This window comes from Streptomyces monashensis, assembly GCF_001866665.1.
GTDB lineage: Bacteria > Actinomycetota > Actinomycetes > Streptomycetales > Streptomycetaceae > Streptomyces > Streptomyces monashensis.
This window is the reverse complement of record NZ_MLYO01000041.1, coordinates 162168-177663: the sequence shown is the minus strand read 5'-3', so window position 1 is coordinate 177663 and position 15496 is coordinate 162168. Positions and strand designations below refer to the sequence as shown.

General features: G+C 71.1%; 12 protein-coding genes. 4 read left to right on the top strand and 8 right to left on the bottom strand.

The genetic code is table 11. From position 1 onward, the window contains the following. Positions 1 to 10: 10 nt before the first annotated feature. Complete coding sequence (locus BIV23_RS25370) at positions 11 to 688, bottom strand: sigma-70 family RNA polymerase sigma factor (protein ID WP_071383254.1); 678 nt, start codon at positions 686 to 688, stop codon at positions 11 to 13. A gap of 139 nt (positions 689 to 827) precedes the next feature. Between BIV23_RS25370 and BIV23_RS25365 the strand changes: the two genes are divergently transcribed. Continuing rightward, positions 828 to 1286: a hypothetical protein gene (locus tag BIV23_RS25365; protein ID WP_071383253.1), complete on the top strand. Its 459-nt coding sequence runs from the start codon at positions 828 to 830 to the stop codon at positions 1284 to 1286. Between the two features lie 48 nt (positions 1287 to 1334). Here BIV23_RS25365 and BIV23_RS25360 read toward each other — a convergent pair whose 3' ends face one another. From BIV23_RS25360 to BIV23_RS25335, 6 genes are all read right to left on the bottom strand, one after another. Then, positions 1335 to 3215 (bottom strand): DUF2264 domain-containing protein, encoded by a 1881-nt coding sequence (locus BIV23_RS25360; RefSeq protein ID WP_071383252.1) that lies wholly within the window; start codon positions 3213 to 3215, stop codon positions 1335 to 1337. Continuing rightward, positions 3212 to 4192 carry a hydroxyacid dehydrogenase gene (locus BIV23_RS25355; RefSeq protein ID WP_071383334.1) on the bottom strand — a complete coding sequence of 327 codons (981 nt, stop codon included), beginning with the start codon at positions 4190 to 4192 and terminating at the stop codon, positions 3212 to 3214. Before BIV23_RS25355 ends, BIV23_RS25360 begins: the two co-directional genes overlap by 4 nt. Positions 4193 to 4215: 23 nt before the next feature. After that, on the bottom strand, positions 4216 to 5079 hold the full coding sequence (locus tag BIV23_RS25350; protein WP_071383251.1) for a carbohydrate ABC transporter permease: 864 nt from the start codon (positions 5077 to 5079) through the stop codon (positions 4216 to 4218). Continuing rightward, positions 5076 to 6059, bottom strand: a complete 984-nt coding sequence (locus tag BIV23_RS25345) for a carbohydrate ABC transporter permease (RefSeq protein ID WP_071383250.1) — start codon at positions 6057 to 6059, stop codon at positions 5076 to 5078. The genes BIV23_RS25350 and BIV23_RS25345 overlap by 4 nt, the downstream gene beginning before the upstream one ends. 30 nt (positions 6060 to 6089) lie before the next feature. Then, a complete protein-coding gene (locus tag BIV23_RS25340) occupies positions 6090 to 7442 on the bottom strand; it encodes an ABC transporter substrate-binding protein (protein ID WP_071383249.1) in 1353 nt (450 codons plus the stop codon). A 112-nt stretch (positions 7443 to 7554) separates the two neighbouring features. After that, complete coding sequence (locus BIV23_RS25335) at positions 7555 to 8694, bottom strand: substrate-binding domain-containing protein (protein WP_071383248.1); 1140 nt, start codon at positions 8692 to 8694, stop codon at positions 7555 to 7557. 668 nt (positions 8695 to 9362) lie between these two features. On the opposite strand from BIV23_RS25335, the gene BIV23_RS25330 reads away from it, so the two are divergent. Both BIV23_RS25330 and BIV23_RS25325 read left to right on the top strand, forming a co-directional pair. Further along, on the top strand, positions 9363 to 10589 hold the full coding sequence (locus BIV23_RS25330; protein WP_071383247.1) for a permease: 1227 nt from the start codon (positions 9363 to 9365) through the stop codon (positions 10587 to 10589). Between the two features lie 496 nt (positions 10590 to 11085). After that, positions 11086 to 13371, top strand: a complete 2286-nt coding sequence (locus BIV23_RS25325; protein WP_245790631.1) for a transglycosylase domain-containing protein — start codon at positions 11086 to 11088, stop codon at positions 13369 to 13371. 295 nt (positions 13372 to 13666) lie between these two features. Here BIV23_RS25325 and BIV23_RS25320 read toward each other — a convergent pair whose 3' ends face one another. After that, entirely contained in the window at positions 13667 to 13861 is a 195-nt protein-coding gene (locus BIV23_RS25320) for a hypothetical protein (RefSeq protein WP_143079110.1), read from the bottom strand. A 924-nt stretch (positions 13862 to 14785) separates the two neighbouring features. On the opposite strand from BIV23_RS25320, the gene BIV23_RS25315 reads away from it, so the two are divergent. Continuing rightward, positions 14786 to 15232, top strand: coding sequence for a hypothetical protein (locus tag BIV23_RS25315; RefSeq protein ID WP_071383245.1), 447 nt, complete (start codon positions 14786 to 14788; stop codon positions 15230 to 15232). Positions 15233 to 15496 lie beyond the last annotated feature (264 nt).

Genomic DNA, 15496 nt, shown 5'->3' with positions numbered 1-15496 from the left:
GCGTGCGGTCTCAGGTGAGGAGGAGGCGCAGGCCGGACTGGGCCCGTTCGACGAGGGCACGGGCGGTGTGGTCGGAGACGCCGAGGTGACGGCCGATCCGGCGGTACGAGCGTGGTGGCCGGTCGTCGAGGCCGTAGCGCAGGATCAGGGCGTCGGCCTGGCGAGGGTCCATGCGGGCCAGGGCCGAGCGGACGGCGCCGATGAAGTCCTGGGCGACGGCGGCGTGTTCGGGATCGGTGAGGGGGTAGCCGGGAGCGGTCAGTTCCTCGTCGTCCTCGGTGGGCACGGTGCCGAGCTGGCGGTGGAGCGCGGCGACGGTGTCCGGTGAGATGCCGAGGGCGGCCGCCACCAGGTTCAGGCTGTCGGTGTGCTCGTCGAGGGCGCGGCGCAACGCGACCGTGCGGCCGACGAGGTCGGCGGGCAGGACGGCGGGAAACTCCTGGTGGGCGATGGCGCGCTGGATCTCCTTGCGCACCCAGGTGTGCGCGTACGCGGCGAAGGGCACGCCGCGCTCGGGGTCGTAGCGGGCCGCGGCGATCAGCAGCCCGAGGATGCCCGCCTGCCGCAGGTCCGCCCGGTCGAGGCGCCAGGTGCGGTAACGGGCGGCCTCGCGTTCGACGAGACGGCCGTGCTCCATGACGAGGGCGTCTCGTCGGACGGTCTCGGGTTCGGCCTGGTGGCTGCTCACCGCGGTGCTCTCCTGGGTCGGTGCCGGTCTGCCCGTGTGTGGATACCGGGACCGTGTCCGAACGCGAAGTTCGCACCGGTACCGGCACCCGGTATCAACACCGGCGAACCTGTACCACCGGATCCTGGGAGGCCCGCACATGTCCGAAGCCGGCGACACCGCCTGGAAGGCCATCGACATCATCCCCTACGGGGCGATTCTGCACGTACCCGCGGACTGGGAGGCACTGCCCCCCGTACCGGCCAACGGGCCGGAGATCCTGCGGGCCACCGGCGGCCCGGGCCGGAACCTGATCGTGTTCAAGGTGCCCGCCCGGGGCCTGACCGCGGCGGGCGTCGCCGACAAGGCGCAGGAGAGGCTCGAAGCCCACGGCTACGACGACTTCAGCCGGACCCGGGTCCGGTTCGGCGGGCATCCGGGGGTGGCACTGGACTTCGTCAACCGCCGTACCGGCGAGGGGGCGGTCCTCCACCGCACGCGGGAGTACTTCGCCGTGCGCGGGAACGCCGCCTTCGTCCTCGGCATGGGAAGCACGACGTGGGAGGAACACCTGCCGCTCATCGAGGAGATCGCGGACCGGTTCGAACTCCCCGGGTGACACCCCCGCAGCTCCGCGGCGGTGCGGGCGCGGTCGAGTCCGCGTGGCCTACACCGTCCGCACGCGCAGCGGCTCGAAGGTCACGACGGTCTGCGGACCGTCTGCCCAGTGCACACGCAACTCGCCGTCCCTCCGGGACACTTCGGCCACGGCGGCGGCGAGCGGCGGTGTGTCGCAGTCGGCCTCGACTCCCAGGGCTGCCAGCGCGACGAGCACCGCCGTGCCCCGGACCTCCGCCGAGAGCCGGGGCATCCACACCCACGGCTCGTAGGCCGTGCCCTCGGGCGCGCGTACCTGGTCGGCCTCGTCCCAGCCGTGCACCCCCGTCAGCTCCGAGCGGAGCGCCCGCGTGGCCCACCCGGTGAGGGTGACCCGCGCGCCGTGGGGCGCCCCGGTCACCCGGTGGATGCGCAGTTCGTGGCGGCCGCGCGCGACGACCACACTCTCGACCCGCAGGCCCGGCACCATCGGCGGTCCGGAGAGGAACACCGGCCGGTGCCAGGACGCCGCCCAGCCCCAACCGTCGCCCTGCCCCGCGCCCAGCGGATGGATGCGCCGCCGCACGCTCGGCACGCCGCCGACCTCCACGGACAGATGGTTGTCGGCGACGTTGGCCCGCGCCGTGGGGCCGGTGTGCGTCGAGTACGCCTGACGGCCGTACAACGGGTCGTCCTGCGCGGCGGATTCACCCTCGTGCGGGCGGACGTGGTCGCTGCCGTGGTTGTGCAGGCGCACGATGCCGTCGGCCCGGGTCGACTGGACGAGCAGTCCGGGGGCGGGCAGCGCGAGCACGCGGTCGGGGCCGTCGCTCGGGGCCGGCTCCTCGGTCGCCGTCCACAGCGGGTCGTCCTGCGCCGCGAGCAGCGCCACGAAGGCCTTCGACGCCCAGTACGGCGACGCGGGGCCGGAATAGGACTGCAGCGTAGCGGTGTGCGGGCCGTGCCAGCCGAGGCTGAGGAGCCCTTCGTCGGTGACCGCGCCCCGGTCGAGGAAGTAGCGCAGGTTTGCGCTGATCAGGCGGCGGGACGTGCCCGGGGGCAGCGGGGTGTGGCCGGTGACGGCACCCACGCCGACCGCCGCCGACGCCGCGAACCGGTAGGTCAGCGAACGCCCGAAGTGGATCGGCGCCCCGTCCGCGCCGAAGAGGAGCGAGAAGCCCTCCAGGTGCTCGCGCAGCCGCGGTCCGAACCGCTGCGACAGCGCCGTGTCACCCGTCAGATGCGCGTGGAGCAGCGGATACAGGTGCAGCGCCCACCCGTTGTAGTGGTCGAAGGCCCGCCCGTCACCGTCCGCGTACCAGCCGTCGCCCCGGTACCACGTCTCCATCAGGTCGAGCGCCCGCTCCCTGACCCGCGCCGTCGCCGCGTCGCCGCGGCCCGCGGACTCCAGGAACGACGCCACCATGAAGGGGAAGAGGTACCAGTTGTTCGGCGCGGGGGTGTGTGTCACGGCGCCGCGCAGCCATGTCTCGGCCCGGTCCTGTACGTCGCCGTCGAGCCGGTCCCACAGCCAGGGCCGGGTCAGTGACAGGCCGAGCGCCACCGACGCCGACTCGACCATCGGCTGGCCCTGCACATGGTGGTCGAGGATCAGCGGCCATGACTCGGTGTCGTTCCGGCCGGGGGTGCGGGTGCCGGACGCGAGGCCGGTCGCGTACCGCTCCAGCCAGCCGTGCGGGTCCTTGCCGCCGGCGCCCGCGACCCGGAAACCGGCCGCCAGGAACGTACGGGCATAGCCCTCCAGGCCGTCCGAGCGGACACCCGACCCGGAGGGGCGGCCCGGCAGGTCGAGGAGGGCGCCGCCGGGGGTCGCCCAGCGCCATGCGGCGCCGAGCAGCCCGTCAGCGACGGCCTCCCAGTGCGCACGGGTGTAGCCGGTGTACGGGCTCGATTCCCGGTCGTCCGGCGGGAGTTCGAACGGGGTGCTCATGCGAGGAAGGCCAGCCTTTCGCGTCGGACGGGGTGAGCGAAGCCGTCGCCCGCGGCCCATCGGGCCACCTCGGCGACGGCGGTGTCGGCGAGCCGCTCCCACTCGTTGCCCTGGGAGCCGGCGAGGTGGGGCGTGATCAGGGCGTTCGGGCAGTCCCACAGCGGGTGGTCGGCGGGCAGGACCTCGGGGTCCGTCACATCGAGCACGGCCCGGACGCGGCCCGCGCGCACCACGTCGGTGAGCGCGTCCTGGTCGACGACGGCGCCGCGCGAGGTGTTGATCAGCACGGCGCCCGGCCGCATCGCGGCCAGCAGTTCACGGCTGACGAGTCCGCGGGTGGCGGCCAGCAGCGGGGTGTGGACGCTCAACAGGTCGCTGCGGGCGAAGAGTTCGGGCAGCCCCACCCGCCGAACGCCCAGTTCGGCGGCCTCGGCCTCGGTGACGTACGGGTCGTGCAGCAGCACCTCGTGGTCGAAGGGGCGCAGCAGTTCGATGACGCGTCGGCCGATGAGGGAGGCGGAGAGGATGCCCACCGTGCGGCGGTAGTTGCCGACCTCGTGCGGGGTGCTCAGCCAGTCGGCCCGCTCACGCGTCCGCCGGAAGTCGCGGGCGCGCTCCAGTACGTGTTTGCCGTGCAGCAGGATCATGGCGAGCGTGTACTCGGCGACGGGCAGCGCGTTAGCCGCGGCCGCCGAGGACACCTCGATGCCCCGTTCCCAGCAGGCGTCGGTGATGTGCCCGCGCACCGAACCGGCCGCGTGCACCACACACGCGAGCCGGGGCGCCGCCGCGAGGACGTCCGCGTCGAGGCTCGGACATCCCCAGCCGGTGACGAGCACCGCGACATCGCCGAGGACGTCCTTCGCCCGTACGGTCGTGAGGTCGTCGAGGACCGGCGGCGGCGCCAGGTCGCACACGGCCCCGAGCGCGGCCAGCGACCGCGGGGTGAAGACGGCGGCGGCCGCCCCGGGTGACATGGCCAACGCCGCGCGGGGCTTGGTCACTTGACCGCTCCCGCCGTCAGGCCGGACCGCCAGAAGCGCTGGAGGAGGGCGAACGCGACGATGAGCGGGAGGACGGCGAGGAGCGAGCCCATGATCACCACCGGGTAGTACTCGGGCGAGACGGACGCCTGGCTGTTCCACTGGTACAGCCCCAGGCTCACGGGATACAGGTTCTGGTCGGACAGCATCACCATCGGCAGGAAGAAATTGTTCCAGATGGCCGTCAGCTGGAAGAGGAAGACCGTGACCAGGCCGGGGCCCAGCATGCGCAGCGACACACGCACGTAGGTCGTCAGCTCGCCGGCGCCGTCGACCCGCGCGGCCTCCAGGATCTCGTCGGGCACATAGCCCTGGGCGAAGATACGGCCCAGATACACACCGAACGGGTTGAACAGGACCGGGATGAACACCGACCAGAAGGTGTTCACGACACCTGTCTCGGACGCGATGAGGTACAGCGGCAGCGCGAGCACCGTCTGCGGCACCATGACGGCCGCCAGCACGAGGCCGAAGAGCTTCTCCTTGTGCCGGAAGTGATACTTGTCGAAGGCGTACCCGCAGGCGACGCTGATCAGCGCGCCGAGCGCCGCGCCGAGGACGGCGTGCAGCAGGCTGTTGCCGTACCAGCGCCCGTACAGTCCGCCGTCCATGGCGAACAGGTCCTTGACGTTGCGGACGAGGGAGAAGTCGCGGAACGACAGGATACTGCTGCTGAACAGGGCGTCGCGGGACTTCGTCGCGGCGAGCAGCAGCCACACCACCGGCAGCACGGTGTACAGGACGGAGATCGCGACGACGACGTTGACGGTCGCCCGGCCCAGCGTCCGCGGGCGTGTCAGGGCGGAGTCTGTGGCGGTCATCGGACGTTCTCCTCGGCCGAGTCGACGCGGTTGGTCCAGCGGGTGACCCCGTAGGAGACGGCGATGGTGATGACCAGCAGGATCACCGAGGCGGCGGCCGCGAGCGAGTAGTTGTTGCGGCTGAAGGCGGCGTCGTAGATGTACATGCTGGGCGAGAACCGGGTGTTGATCATCTGCGAGGACTGGTGGAGCAGCATCGGCTCGGTGAACAGCTGCAGTGCCCAGATCAGCGTGAACATCGCGACCATGACGATCGAGGAGCGTACGAGCGGCGCCTTGACCTGGAGCGCGGTGCGCACCGGTCCCGCGCCGTCGACCACGGACGCCTCCAGTACTTCACGGGGCACCGCCTGGAGGGCCGCGTAGAAGACGACCATGTTGTAGCCGACGTTGCTCCACAGCGCGATGTTCACGATCGACGGCAGCGTGGTGTGCAGGCCGAGGAAGTCCACCGTGATGTCGGCCTTGCCGAGCACCTCGATGACGGGGCTGATGCCGGGCGTGTACAGGTACAGCCAGATCAGGGCGGCGATGATGCCAGGCACCGCGTGCGGCAGGAACAGGCCCAACTGGGCCCAGGCGCGCAGCCGGACGACGCCGGAGTCGAGCAGCAGGGCGAGCGCCAGGGAGCCGATCACCATCAGCGGGATGTAGACCAGGCAGTAGACGCCGACCGTGCCGAGCCCGGACAGGAACGTCGGGTCGGTGAGCACGGCGGAGTACGAGCGCAGGCCCACGAACACGGTGCGCGCCGGGCCGAAGCCGAGGCCCGGATGGTCGTCGCTGAAGAAGCTCAGCCACACCGCCGTGCCGACCGGGAGCAGGAAGACGAGGGTGAGAAGGATGAGGAACGGCGTCATCAGGACGCCCGCGGCGCCGCCCGGGCGGCGCTTCGCCGCACGCTGTGCCGTGCGCCGGGAGACATACGCCGTCTGTGCGGGTGCGGTCCGCGCCGTCGTGACGCGGCCGGTCTCGGTCATGGGGTCACCTGCCTCTCGGGGTGCGAGCGGTCACGTCGAGTGCTGGGTGGTGGCGAGGCCCAGCGCCTTGAGATCGGGCATCGTGCCGTCCTGTGCGGCGCGCATGGCGGACAGGATCGTGCCGGATCCGGCTCCCGCCCGGGCGAACGCGTCCTGCATGACGTAGCCGGTGGCCGTCATGCGCGGGCCCCACACCCATCCGTCGCGGATCTTGTGAGCCTCCTCCTCGAACAGCCGGTAGATGTCCTGACCGCCGTAGTAGGCGCGGTCGAACGCGGCACGCCCCACGGACACGAGCCCGGTCGCGGCCGGGTACTGGCTGCTCGCGCCGCTGGACAACCGGGCCTTGAGGGCGTCGGGGTGCGCGACCTGCCACTCGATGAACGCCATGGCTGCCTCGGGGTGCCGGCTGTCCTTGGTGACGGCGAACGTCGAGCCGCCGTGCGTGCCGAGCGCCGGCTGGTCCGGTGTCCACTGCGGCAGCGGCGCGACGCGCCACCGGCCCGTCTGCTCCGGATGCCCCTTCATCTGCGCGCCCGCGTCCCAGGCGCCGCTGAGCCGGGTCAGGACCAGGCCGTTGCCGATCTGTGCGTCGTAGAGGCGGGAGGTGGTGGAGTTGCAGTGGACGAGGTCCTCGTCGATGAGCCGCTGCCAGTACCCGGCCACCTTCCGGGTCGGCGCGTCCGCCATGGACACGTTCCAGGCGCCCTGGGAGATGTCGAACCACTGCGCCCCGGCCTGCCAGCACCAGCCGGCCATCTGCGACATGCCGTCGGTGGGGAAGACGGCGATCCTGCGGCCGCCGCCCGTGCGGCGCACCGTGCGGGCCAGGTCGGCGAACTCGTCCCAGGTCGTGGGGACATCGAGGCCGAACCGGTCGAACAGGTCCTTGCGGTAGTGCAGCACCATGGGCTCGACGTCGAGCGGCACGCTGTACGTGCGCTTCCCGAAGGTCGTCTGGCCCAGCGACTGCGGCAGCAGTTTCGCCCGCAGGCCGGCACCGACCAGCGAGGTGATGTCGCGGGCGACGCCGTCGATCGCGAAGCCCGGCAGCTGGGGGTACTCGATGGTGGCGACGTCGGGCGCGTTGCCCGCGCGTGCCGCGTTGCTCAGCTTCAGATACCCGCCCTGCGTGCCGGAGGGGATCTGCTCGAAGTCGACCTGGATGTCGTCGTGCGTCTTGTTGAACGCGTCCACCACCTGCTGACTGCCGCGCAGGGCGGACCAGAAGGTGATGGTGGTCGTGCCTTTCCTGCCGGACCTGCTGCGGCTCCCGGATCGGACGGCCGCGCTGTCGTTCCCACTGCACGCGCTCAGTGCGCCCGTCAGCGGCAGCGCGGTGATCGCGGCGAGCACGGATCGACGGCTCTGTCGACCAGGCATGGGCGCCTCCCGCGGCTCGTGCGGATCCTGCGTGTTCGGGTCACGGGAATACTGAGCGGCTGAATGAACCTGGTCAATAGATCAATCAGAAGAAAATGAAACGGTCAAACGCTCACTCTGCTACGCCAGTTGGCTCCGTGGCCGCTGACGTGCGCGGCGCCTGCGTCGAGCCGCGGACCTTCAGCGACGGCAGCAACTCCAGCCGCCGCACGGGTGCGGTCGCGGCCTCGCAGTCCCGCGGGTCGAGCCGGCGCAGCAGCAGTTCCGCCGCCGCGCGGCCGACGTCGGCCTTCGGCGGGGACACCGCGGTCAGCGGCGTACTGCCGAGCGCCGCGACCACGTCGTCGTACGCGATCACGGAGCAGTCCTCGGGGACCCGCACACCGCTGTCGCACAGCGACTGCACCAGCATCAAGGCGTCCACGTCGCCGTGCAGCACGGCGGCCGTCGCACCCAACTCGGCCAACATGGAGGGGAGTTCGACCGGTTCCCCCGCGGTCGCGGCCCGGTCGGGCACCGCGCCGGGCGAACTGAGCGCCACGGCCCACTGGTCGACGTCCGGATGGTCAGCGGCGATCTCGGTGAACGCGGCACGGATGGCGCGCGCCGTCGGACTGTCGTCGCGCGCGGCGAGCACGATACGCCGGTGGCCCAGTTCCGTGAGGTGTCCGACGGCGAGATGGATGCCGTACCAGTGGTCCGTGCAGACGGTGTCCACGGCGTGCAGCGCGCTGCCGCGCCGCGGCCTGCGCTCCATCACCACCGCGGGCACGTCCAGGCGCGACAGCCAGGCGTAGTCCGCCTCCTCCGTGGCGCGGCTGCGCCAGCGCGGGGCGATCAGCAGGCCTCGCGCACCCTCGGCCAACGCCCGTTCCACGAGCGGCTGTTCCGCCCCCGGGGCAGCGGGTGCGATGTGCAGCGCGATACGGATCCCGGCCTTCTCGAACACGGTCCGGGCGCCGTGCAGCGCCTCGTACAGATACGCATGGCGCTCCGGTACCACGACCGCGACCGGACCGCCGTCGGCGGAGGGCGGCGTGGGGGCCGGCGGCCGCTGCGTCTCGGGCAGCACCGGACGGGCCACGCCGTGGCCGCGGCGCAGCCGACCCGCGCGGGCCAGCTCCTCCACATCGCGGCGGACCGTCACCACCGACACCGCGAGTTCCACGGCGAGATCGCTGACCCGGATCGCGCCGCGCGACTGCACCGCGGCGAGGATCCGCTGCCGCCTGAGATCGACCGGTTCGCGCATGCCGATGGCCCCCTCACAACCCGCTGTTCGTTTGAGCGCTTCGCTGAACGCTTCGTCGGCAGCATAGCCAGAGGGCGCGGGGCATGGTCAGTGCCGGATGCCGTACCGGCACGGCACATGTGCTCTCGGCGTGGCCCCCGCTCCCCCCACCGTCCTGATGGACGACCAGGCACGCGCGGGACTTCCTCGCAGCCGCCGTCGGCGAGTACCAACGCATCACCGTTCAGGCACCGTTGCCTGCTTCGCTCTCGCCCGGACACCGGTTCGACCGCTCGGAACACGGCTTCGGCGGCCCGCACCCGAAGCCCGACACCACCGGGACCTGACGACCGTGTCGCGGCGCGGGTTCTCACCACCGGACGACCACGACGGCTATGTCTACGACCTCACGGGGCCGAAGGCGCTGACCTACGCCGAAGCCGCCGACGAGTTCTCCGACGTCCTCGGCACGCCCGTGCGCTCCGTGGGCCTGCCGGACGACAAGGCACGCACGGCGATGCTGCGTCGCGGGATGCCGGAGTTCCACGTCGATGCCCTGATCGGAGTCGGCCCGCACACGCCCGCGCTGCGTGCGAGGGGTGCCGGATCGGCGCCGGACGGACTAAATACCCCGAGGGGGTATAGACTGCGGTCCCGACGGCGGCGGCCTACGGCGAAGGGCAGGCACCATGCATGCGATCGGGCACGCGCTCTCCCTTGCCGGGTCGATGACCTGGGAGATCACCTGGGCCTTGATCCTCGGCTTCGTTCTCTCCGCGGTCGTCCAGGCGGTGGTGCGCCGCGAGACGGTCGTACGGCTCCTCGGTGACGACCGGCCCCGTACGCTCGCCCTGTCCGCGGGACTCGGTGCGGCGTCCTCGTCCTGTTCCTACGCCGCCGTCGCGCTCGCCCGCTCGCTGTTCCGCAAGGGCGCCGACTTCACCGCGGCCATGGCTTTCGAGATCGCCTCCACCAACCTGGTGATCGAGCTGGGTGTGATCCTGGCCCTGCTGATGGGGTGGCAGTTCACCGCCGCGGAGTTCGTCGGCGGCCCGATCATGATCGTCGTCCTCGCCCTGCTGTTCCGGGTCCTGCTGCGCGAGCGGTTGCTGTGCCGGGCGCGGGAGCAGGCCGAGCGCGGACTGGCCGGCTCCATGGAAGGGCACGCGGCGATGGACATGTCCGTGGGCGGCGAGGGCGGATTCACCTGGCGGCTCTTGTCACGGGACGGCCTGACGTCCGTGTCGCACATCTTCATCATGGAATGGGCGGCGATCCTGCGTGACCTGGTGGCGGGACTGCTGATCGCCGGGGCGATCGCCGCGTGGGTGCCGGACGACTTCTGGCACACGTTCTTCCTGGCCGGCCATCCGCTGGCGGCCAGGCTGATCGGGCCGCTGATCGGGCCGCTGGTGGCGATCGCCACATTTGTCTGCTCCATCGGCAATGTGCCGCTTGCCGTGGTGCTGTGGAAGGGCGGCATCAGTTTCGGCGGAGTCATCGCCTTCGTCTACGCCGACCTGCTGATCGTGCCGATCCTGAACATCTACCGGAAGTACTACGGCGCCCGGATGGCCGCCTTCCTGCTGGTCACGTTCTTCATGGCGATCGTGGTGGCCGGGTACGTCGTGGAATTCGCCTTCGGCGGTCTCGGGCTCGTCCCCGACCAGGCCGATGCCAGGATCCCCGAGGAAGGGATCATCTGGAACTACACCACCTGGCTCAACATCGCCTTCCTGCTGCTGGCCGCGTCCCTGCTCGTCCGCTTCCTGCGCACCGGCGGTCCGGCGATGCTCCGCATGATGGGCGGCCCGCCGGACCACGGGGAACACCACGACGGGCATGGAGACGGAGACGGGCCCGGACATGGGCAGGGGCGCGGGTATGGGAGCATGCACGGCGGGCACCGCGGATAGGCCACCGGACGGCCGTCGTCCGTGTCGCAGGACTTTGCCCGGGGGCGGTTGTCGGCGCACACCGAGCACCGCTTACTCTTACAACTTGTAGGAGATGCCGGGAACGGTAATCCACCCCAGGTCAAGCCCCCGTCAGGCTCTGCGCCGGGACGGGCCGGCCGCAGCGCAGCGGGGGCGTACGCCTGGTTGAGGAGTGGCGAGTATGAGTGAACACCGGCGCCGAACGTCGGGGAATGCCGGGCCGTCCGGCTCGGACGGCGTGCCGTACGGCGGCCGGGCCGAGGCGCGCAGGGCTGCCCGGGGAGACGGCGGACGACGACGCCGCCCGGCGGACACCGAACGTACGACGGACACACGGCGTGCGGCGACGGGTACTCGGCGTGCCGCGTCGGACGGTCGACGCGCACAGGCCGGGCGTTCCGGCCGGCGCCGCCTCATCAACTACCCGCAAGCGCACAGACACGGCTTCCGGCGGTGGCTGCCCTCGTGGAAGCTGGTGTCCGGCACGTTCCTGTTGTTCCTGGGCGGTGTGGTGGGCCTGTTCGGGTACGCCTACGCCACGACGACGATCCCCAGTGTGAACCCCAGCACACAGGCGCAGAGCAACACGTACTACTGGTCCGACGGCTCGATCATGACGACGCAGGGGTCGACCAACCGGCAGAACGTCGATCTCGCCGAGGTCCCGAAGCTGGTGCAGTGGGACTTCCTCGCGGCGGAGAACGCCACCTTCTACACCGATCCGGGCATCGACACCCAGGGCATGCTCCGCGCCGTTTACCACATGGCCTCCGGCGGCGAGGTGCAGTCCGGGTCCACCATCACCCAGCAGTTCGTGAAGAACACCTACCTGAGCCAGGACCAGTCGGTCACCCGCAAGCTGAGGGAGATCATGATCTCCCTGAAGATCGGTGGCCAGCTGTCCAAGCAGCAGATCCTGCAGGGCTATCTCAACAGCTGCTACTACGGCCGTGACGCCTACGGCATCGAGGCCGCGGCGCGCACCTACTACCACGAGCACGCCTCCCAACTGACCGTCAGCCAGGGCGCGTTCATAGCCGCCACGGTCAACGAGCCGAGCCTGCTCATGCACGCCGACACCGACCCGCAGGCCAAGGCCCAGGCCACGGCGCGCTGGAAGTACGTGCTGGACCGCATGGCCAAGATCAACAAGATAACCGCCGCGCAGGAACAGCAGTACCTGACCGCCGGGTTCCCGACTCCCAAGCCCTACTCCCCGTCGGCCGGGATGTCCGGGCAGACCGGCTATCTGGTGCAGACCGCCGAGAAGTACGTCGAAGCCCACACGTCCCTCACGGACCAGCAGCTGGGCAACGGCGGCTACCAGATCTACACCACCTTCAACAAGAAGAAGGTGAACGAGCTGTCGGCGTCCGTGGCGGCGATGGAGAGCAAGCACCTCGACCCGAAGCACCGCTCGGCCGACAAGGACGTCCAGGTCGGCGCGGCGTCCATCGATCCGTCCACCGGCGCGGTCATGGCCCTGTACGGCGGTGCGGGCTGGGACAAGGGCCACTGGACCAACAACGCGGATGCCACGGGTGTGCCGGTCGGCTCCACCTTCAAGCCCTTCGACCTGGCGGCCGGCCTCGACCACGGCGCCGTCCTCTCCCCGGGGCAGCCGGCCTCACCGATCACCCCGGACTCCAAGTTCAACGGCGACGACGGCATCACCATCAAGAACCAGCAGGGCCAGGAGATGCCGGACCCGGGCGACCCCTCGGGTCTCCTGCACCAGCGCAACGACGTGCCCACGAAGTGGGGTTACATCACCCTGCGCAAGGCGATGGAACAGTCGGTCAACACCCCCTACGTCCAGCTCGGCGAGTACGTCGGCTACGACAACGTGGAGGGCGAGGCCATCAAGGCGGGTCTGCTGCGCAAGAGCCTTCAGTACGACACCCCCGGCTTCTACATCGGCACCTCCACCCCCTCGGCGATCCGGATGGCCGACGCGTACGCCACCTTCGACGCCAGCGGCGTCCAGCACGAGCCGTACTCGGTGACCAGGGTCGTCGCAGGCGGCCACCAGCTGCCCGGCTTCGAGGCGCCCAAGGGCGTCACCGCCATGCCCTCCTCGACCGCCGACACCGTCACCGACGTCCTGCAGGGTGTCGTGAAGAGCGGAACCGGCACCAACGCGCAGGCCCTGGGCCGCCCGGTGGCCGGCAAGACCGGTACGACCGACGACTACAAGTCCGCCTGGTTCATCGGCTACACCCCGCAACTCACCACGGCCATCAGCATGTTCAAGGAGGACCCGAAGAACTCCGGCCTCCAGTCGATGAAGGGCGTCGGCGGCTTCTCCAAGGTCTTCGGCGCCGACATGCCCACCGAGGTGTGGACCGGCTACATGACCGCCGCCCTCCAGGGGCAGCCCGTACAGCAGTTCCCGCCCGCACCCACGCTGGGCCAGGGCGCGAACGAGTTCGGCACCCCGACGGCAACGCCTTCGCCGAGCGCGAGCGCCCCCTCGGCCACGCCGACCAAGCCAGGCACACCGGGCTCGTCCACCGGCCCCTGCCGCCACCACAAGAAGAACTGCGTCAGCCCGAGCCCGACGGACACCTCCGGCGCCACCACCGGCGGCAACGGCGGCCTGACCGGCGGCGGGGGCAACGGCGGCCTGCTCGGCGGCGCCAGCGGAGGGACGACGGGCAGCACGACCGGCGGAACCAACGGCGGCACCACCGGGGGGACGACCTCCGGCACCGGCGGCGGCACCTCGCCCACCCCCACCGGGCCCGGCCGGCATCCCTGACCGCACCCGACGTCACGAATCCCGCGCTCCGCGCACCTGACACCGAGGCCCCCGGCACACCGAGCCGGGGGCCTCGGGAGTTTCCTTGGCGAACCGTGTCCGGGCGGAGACGGGGACGGCGCCGTGGGCGACGCCCCGGACGACGATCAGCCCCGCGGCGGCGGCCCGGCCGCGTCGGCATGGTGTCTGGTGTCGGTATGCGTCGTGGCCATGATGTCCGCCAGTTCAGCGACATCACCCGTGCGGGAGGACGGTGATGTCGCGGAACTGCCGACGAGGCCTCCTGGTTCCCCCGTCAGTCGCAGGCGGGGGCGTTGCCGAGCACGTCGTCGACGTGGCAGACGAGGCTCACCGGTGTGTCCAGGATCGAGAGGCCCGTGGCGTCGTCGTTGGTGCTCGGGGCGGAGCCACTGTGGGCTGCCGCGGTGGTCGCGCCTCCGAAGGCCGTTACGGCGGCGGCCAGGACAACGGCGGCGAGAAACGTACGCACGTGCATCACACTCCTTTGTGTCAGAAGGATCGATCGCCTCAGGAAATGACCGCCTTGCCGCCCGCCGAACCGACCAGGGCCGAAGATCACTCACAGGGAGGCACACGCACGGCACCGTTGCGCGGCCAGTTCCCTGCTGTGACGGTTACCCGATTCAGCCGCCGGTGGATACACCGGGCCACGGTGGAAAAGTGCGGTCGGCAGCGATCGTGCGCCAGGGGTGAACTGCTCAGCTGCGTCGGGCGGTTGGTCGCGATCGCCCCCTTTGAACACACGTGGGGCCCGGCAGCGGCCGCGTGAAGGCGGAGGACGACGCGGCGGGCCCGCCCTCCCGCACCCCCGGCGAGCGCATGACCCATCTGCGGCGCGCGGGCGAGGAGTTGGACCGTCCGTACATCTCGGACACCACGGAACACGTCGGACGAGGTCGGGCAGTCGGCGCGTGCCGTCGTGACCGCGTCGGAGGTACGACCGCGACGAGTGGCACGCCGTCGGCCATCCCCCGCCCGCCGTGTTCGATCACGACGAGCAAGGTCGCCAGGTCGGGGCGGCGCCCGGCGCCACCACCGTCCCCCCAGGTCCGGGCACCATGCATCAGAACGGCCGGGCCTCTCCAGCCTCGCGCGGTCAGTCGTGGTCAGTTGCCGCGCTGCGACCGCGGGAGCCGGCCGGTGGATCAGCCGACCGGGCGAGCCCATTCGTGTCGAACACGAGCATTCGTGTCGAACACGACCCCGCCACGCCGCGCGCTGACTGGCGAGCCCCGCACATCACACTGATCCTGTTCATGGTCGGCAGGCAACGCGGTGCGAGGGAATTCCGTCTTGCGGGATATCAGGCCGCGGTCGCAGCGCAGTCGCCGGCACCGGCCATGGGCGGCGGCCAGGCCGTGGATGGGGACCAGACGAGGGGCAGGACAGCAAGATGAACCGTGGTATCGGCTCCGCCGGGAAATCCGGCTTCCGCCGCCAGGGGGCCAAGGTCGTCGCAGTGGGCACGCTGGGCGCGGCCGCGGCCGTGCTGGCAGTGACACCGGCGTTCGCCAAGGGCGACGTCGTTCTGACCGCGTCGCCCGGCACGGTCCGGGCAGGTCACACCGTCCATGTCACCGGACACGGCGGAAGCGACGCGGTGCGCTACGCCACGTTCTGTGCGCAGGAGCGCGCGGGGACGCGCGGTGCGTGGCACACCGTCGCATGTGGCCGGACCGTGGAGATCGGGAGCCGCGATGCCGAGGTCGACGTGCAGGTCAAGGTCGCTCACCGCGGCGTCGTGCAGTTCCGCGGCGTGCTCTACGGCGTCGACGGCCGGCGTGGCGGCCACCCCCACGCGGACATCAGCACGTCGGCCAGGACCGTCCACGTGCGCTGACACGCTCGCCGCACACGAGTCCTCGGCCGAGGAGTTCCGGCGTGCGGCGCGCCCGCGCCGGTCCGGGACCGGAGCGGTCCGGGTGGGGCACGCGGCACCGAGCGGCACCACGGCACCGGCCGCCAGTGCCGCTCCGTCGGACGACGGCGCGTCGGTCCGCCGGAAATGCCCCCGTTGATGTCCGCGGTCATGTCCATAGGGGAACGCTGTCCGCCGACACACCCGAACACGCCCGAGCACACCCGCCCGGCGAACGTATCACCG

Excerpts from the sequence above, each read along its gene's own strand:
- BIV23_RS25345 (WP_071383250.1), bottom strand. The coding sequence starts at position 6,059 with ATGACCGAGACCGGCCGCGTCACGACGGCGCGGACCGCACCCGCACAG.
- BIV23_RS25340 (WP_071383249.1), bottom strand. The coding sequence starts at position 7,442 with ATGCCTGGTCGACAGAGCCGTCGATCCGTGCTCGCCGCGATCACCGCG.
- BIV23_RS25315 (WP_071383245.1), top strand. The coding sequence starts at position 14,786 with ATGAACCGTGGTATCGGCTCCGCCGGGAAATCCGGCTTCCGCCGCCAG.
- BIV23_RS25360 (WP_071383252.1), bottom strand. The coding sequence starts at position 3,215 with ATGAGCACCCCGTTCGAACTCCCGCCGGACGACCGGGAATCGAGCCCG.
- BIV23_RS25330 (WP_071383247.1), top strand. The coding sequence starts at position 9,363 with ATGCATGCGATCGGGCACGCGCTCTCCCTTGCCGGGTCGATGACCTGG.
- BIV23_RS25355 (WP_071383334.1), bottom strand. The coding sequence starts at position 4,192 with ATGTCACCCGGGGCGGCCGCCGCCGTCTTCACCCCGCGGTCGCTGGCC.
- BIV23_RS25365 (WP_071383253.1), top strand. The coding sequence starts at position 828 with ATGTCCGAAGCCGGCGACACCGCCTGGAAGGCCATCGACATCATCCCC.
- BIV23_RS25350 (WP_071383251.1), bottom strand. The coding sequence starts at position 5,079 with ATGACCGCCACAGACTCCGCCCTGACACGCCCGCGGACGCTGGGCCGG.
- BIV23_RS25335 (WP_071383248.1), bottom strand. The coding sequence starts at position 8,694 with ATGCGCGAACCGGTCGATCTCAGGCGGCAGCGGATCCTCGCCGCGGTG.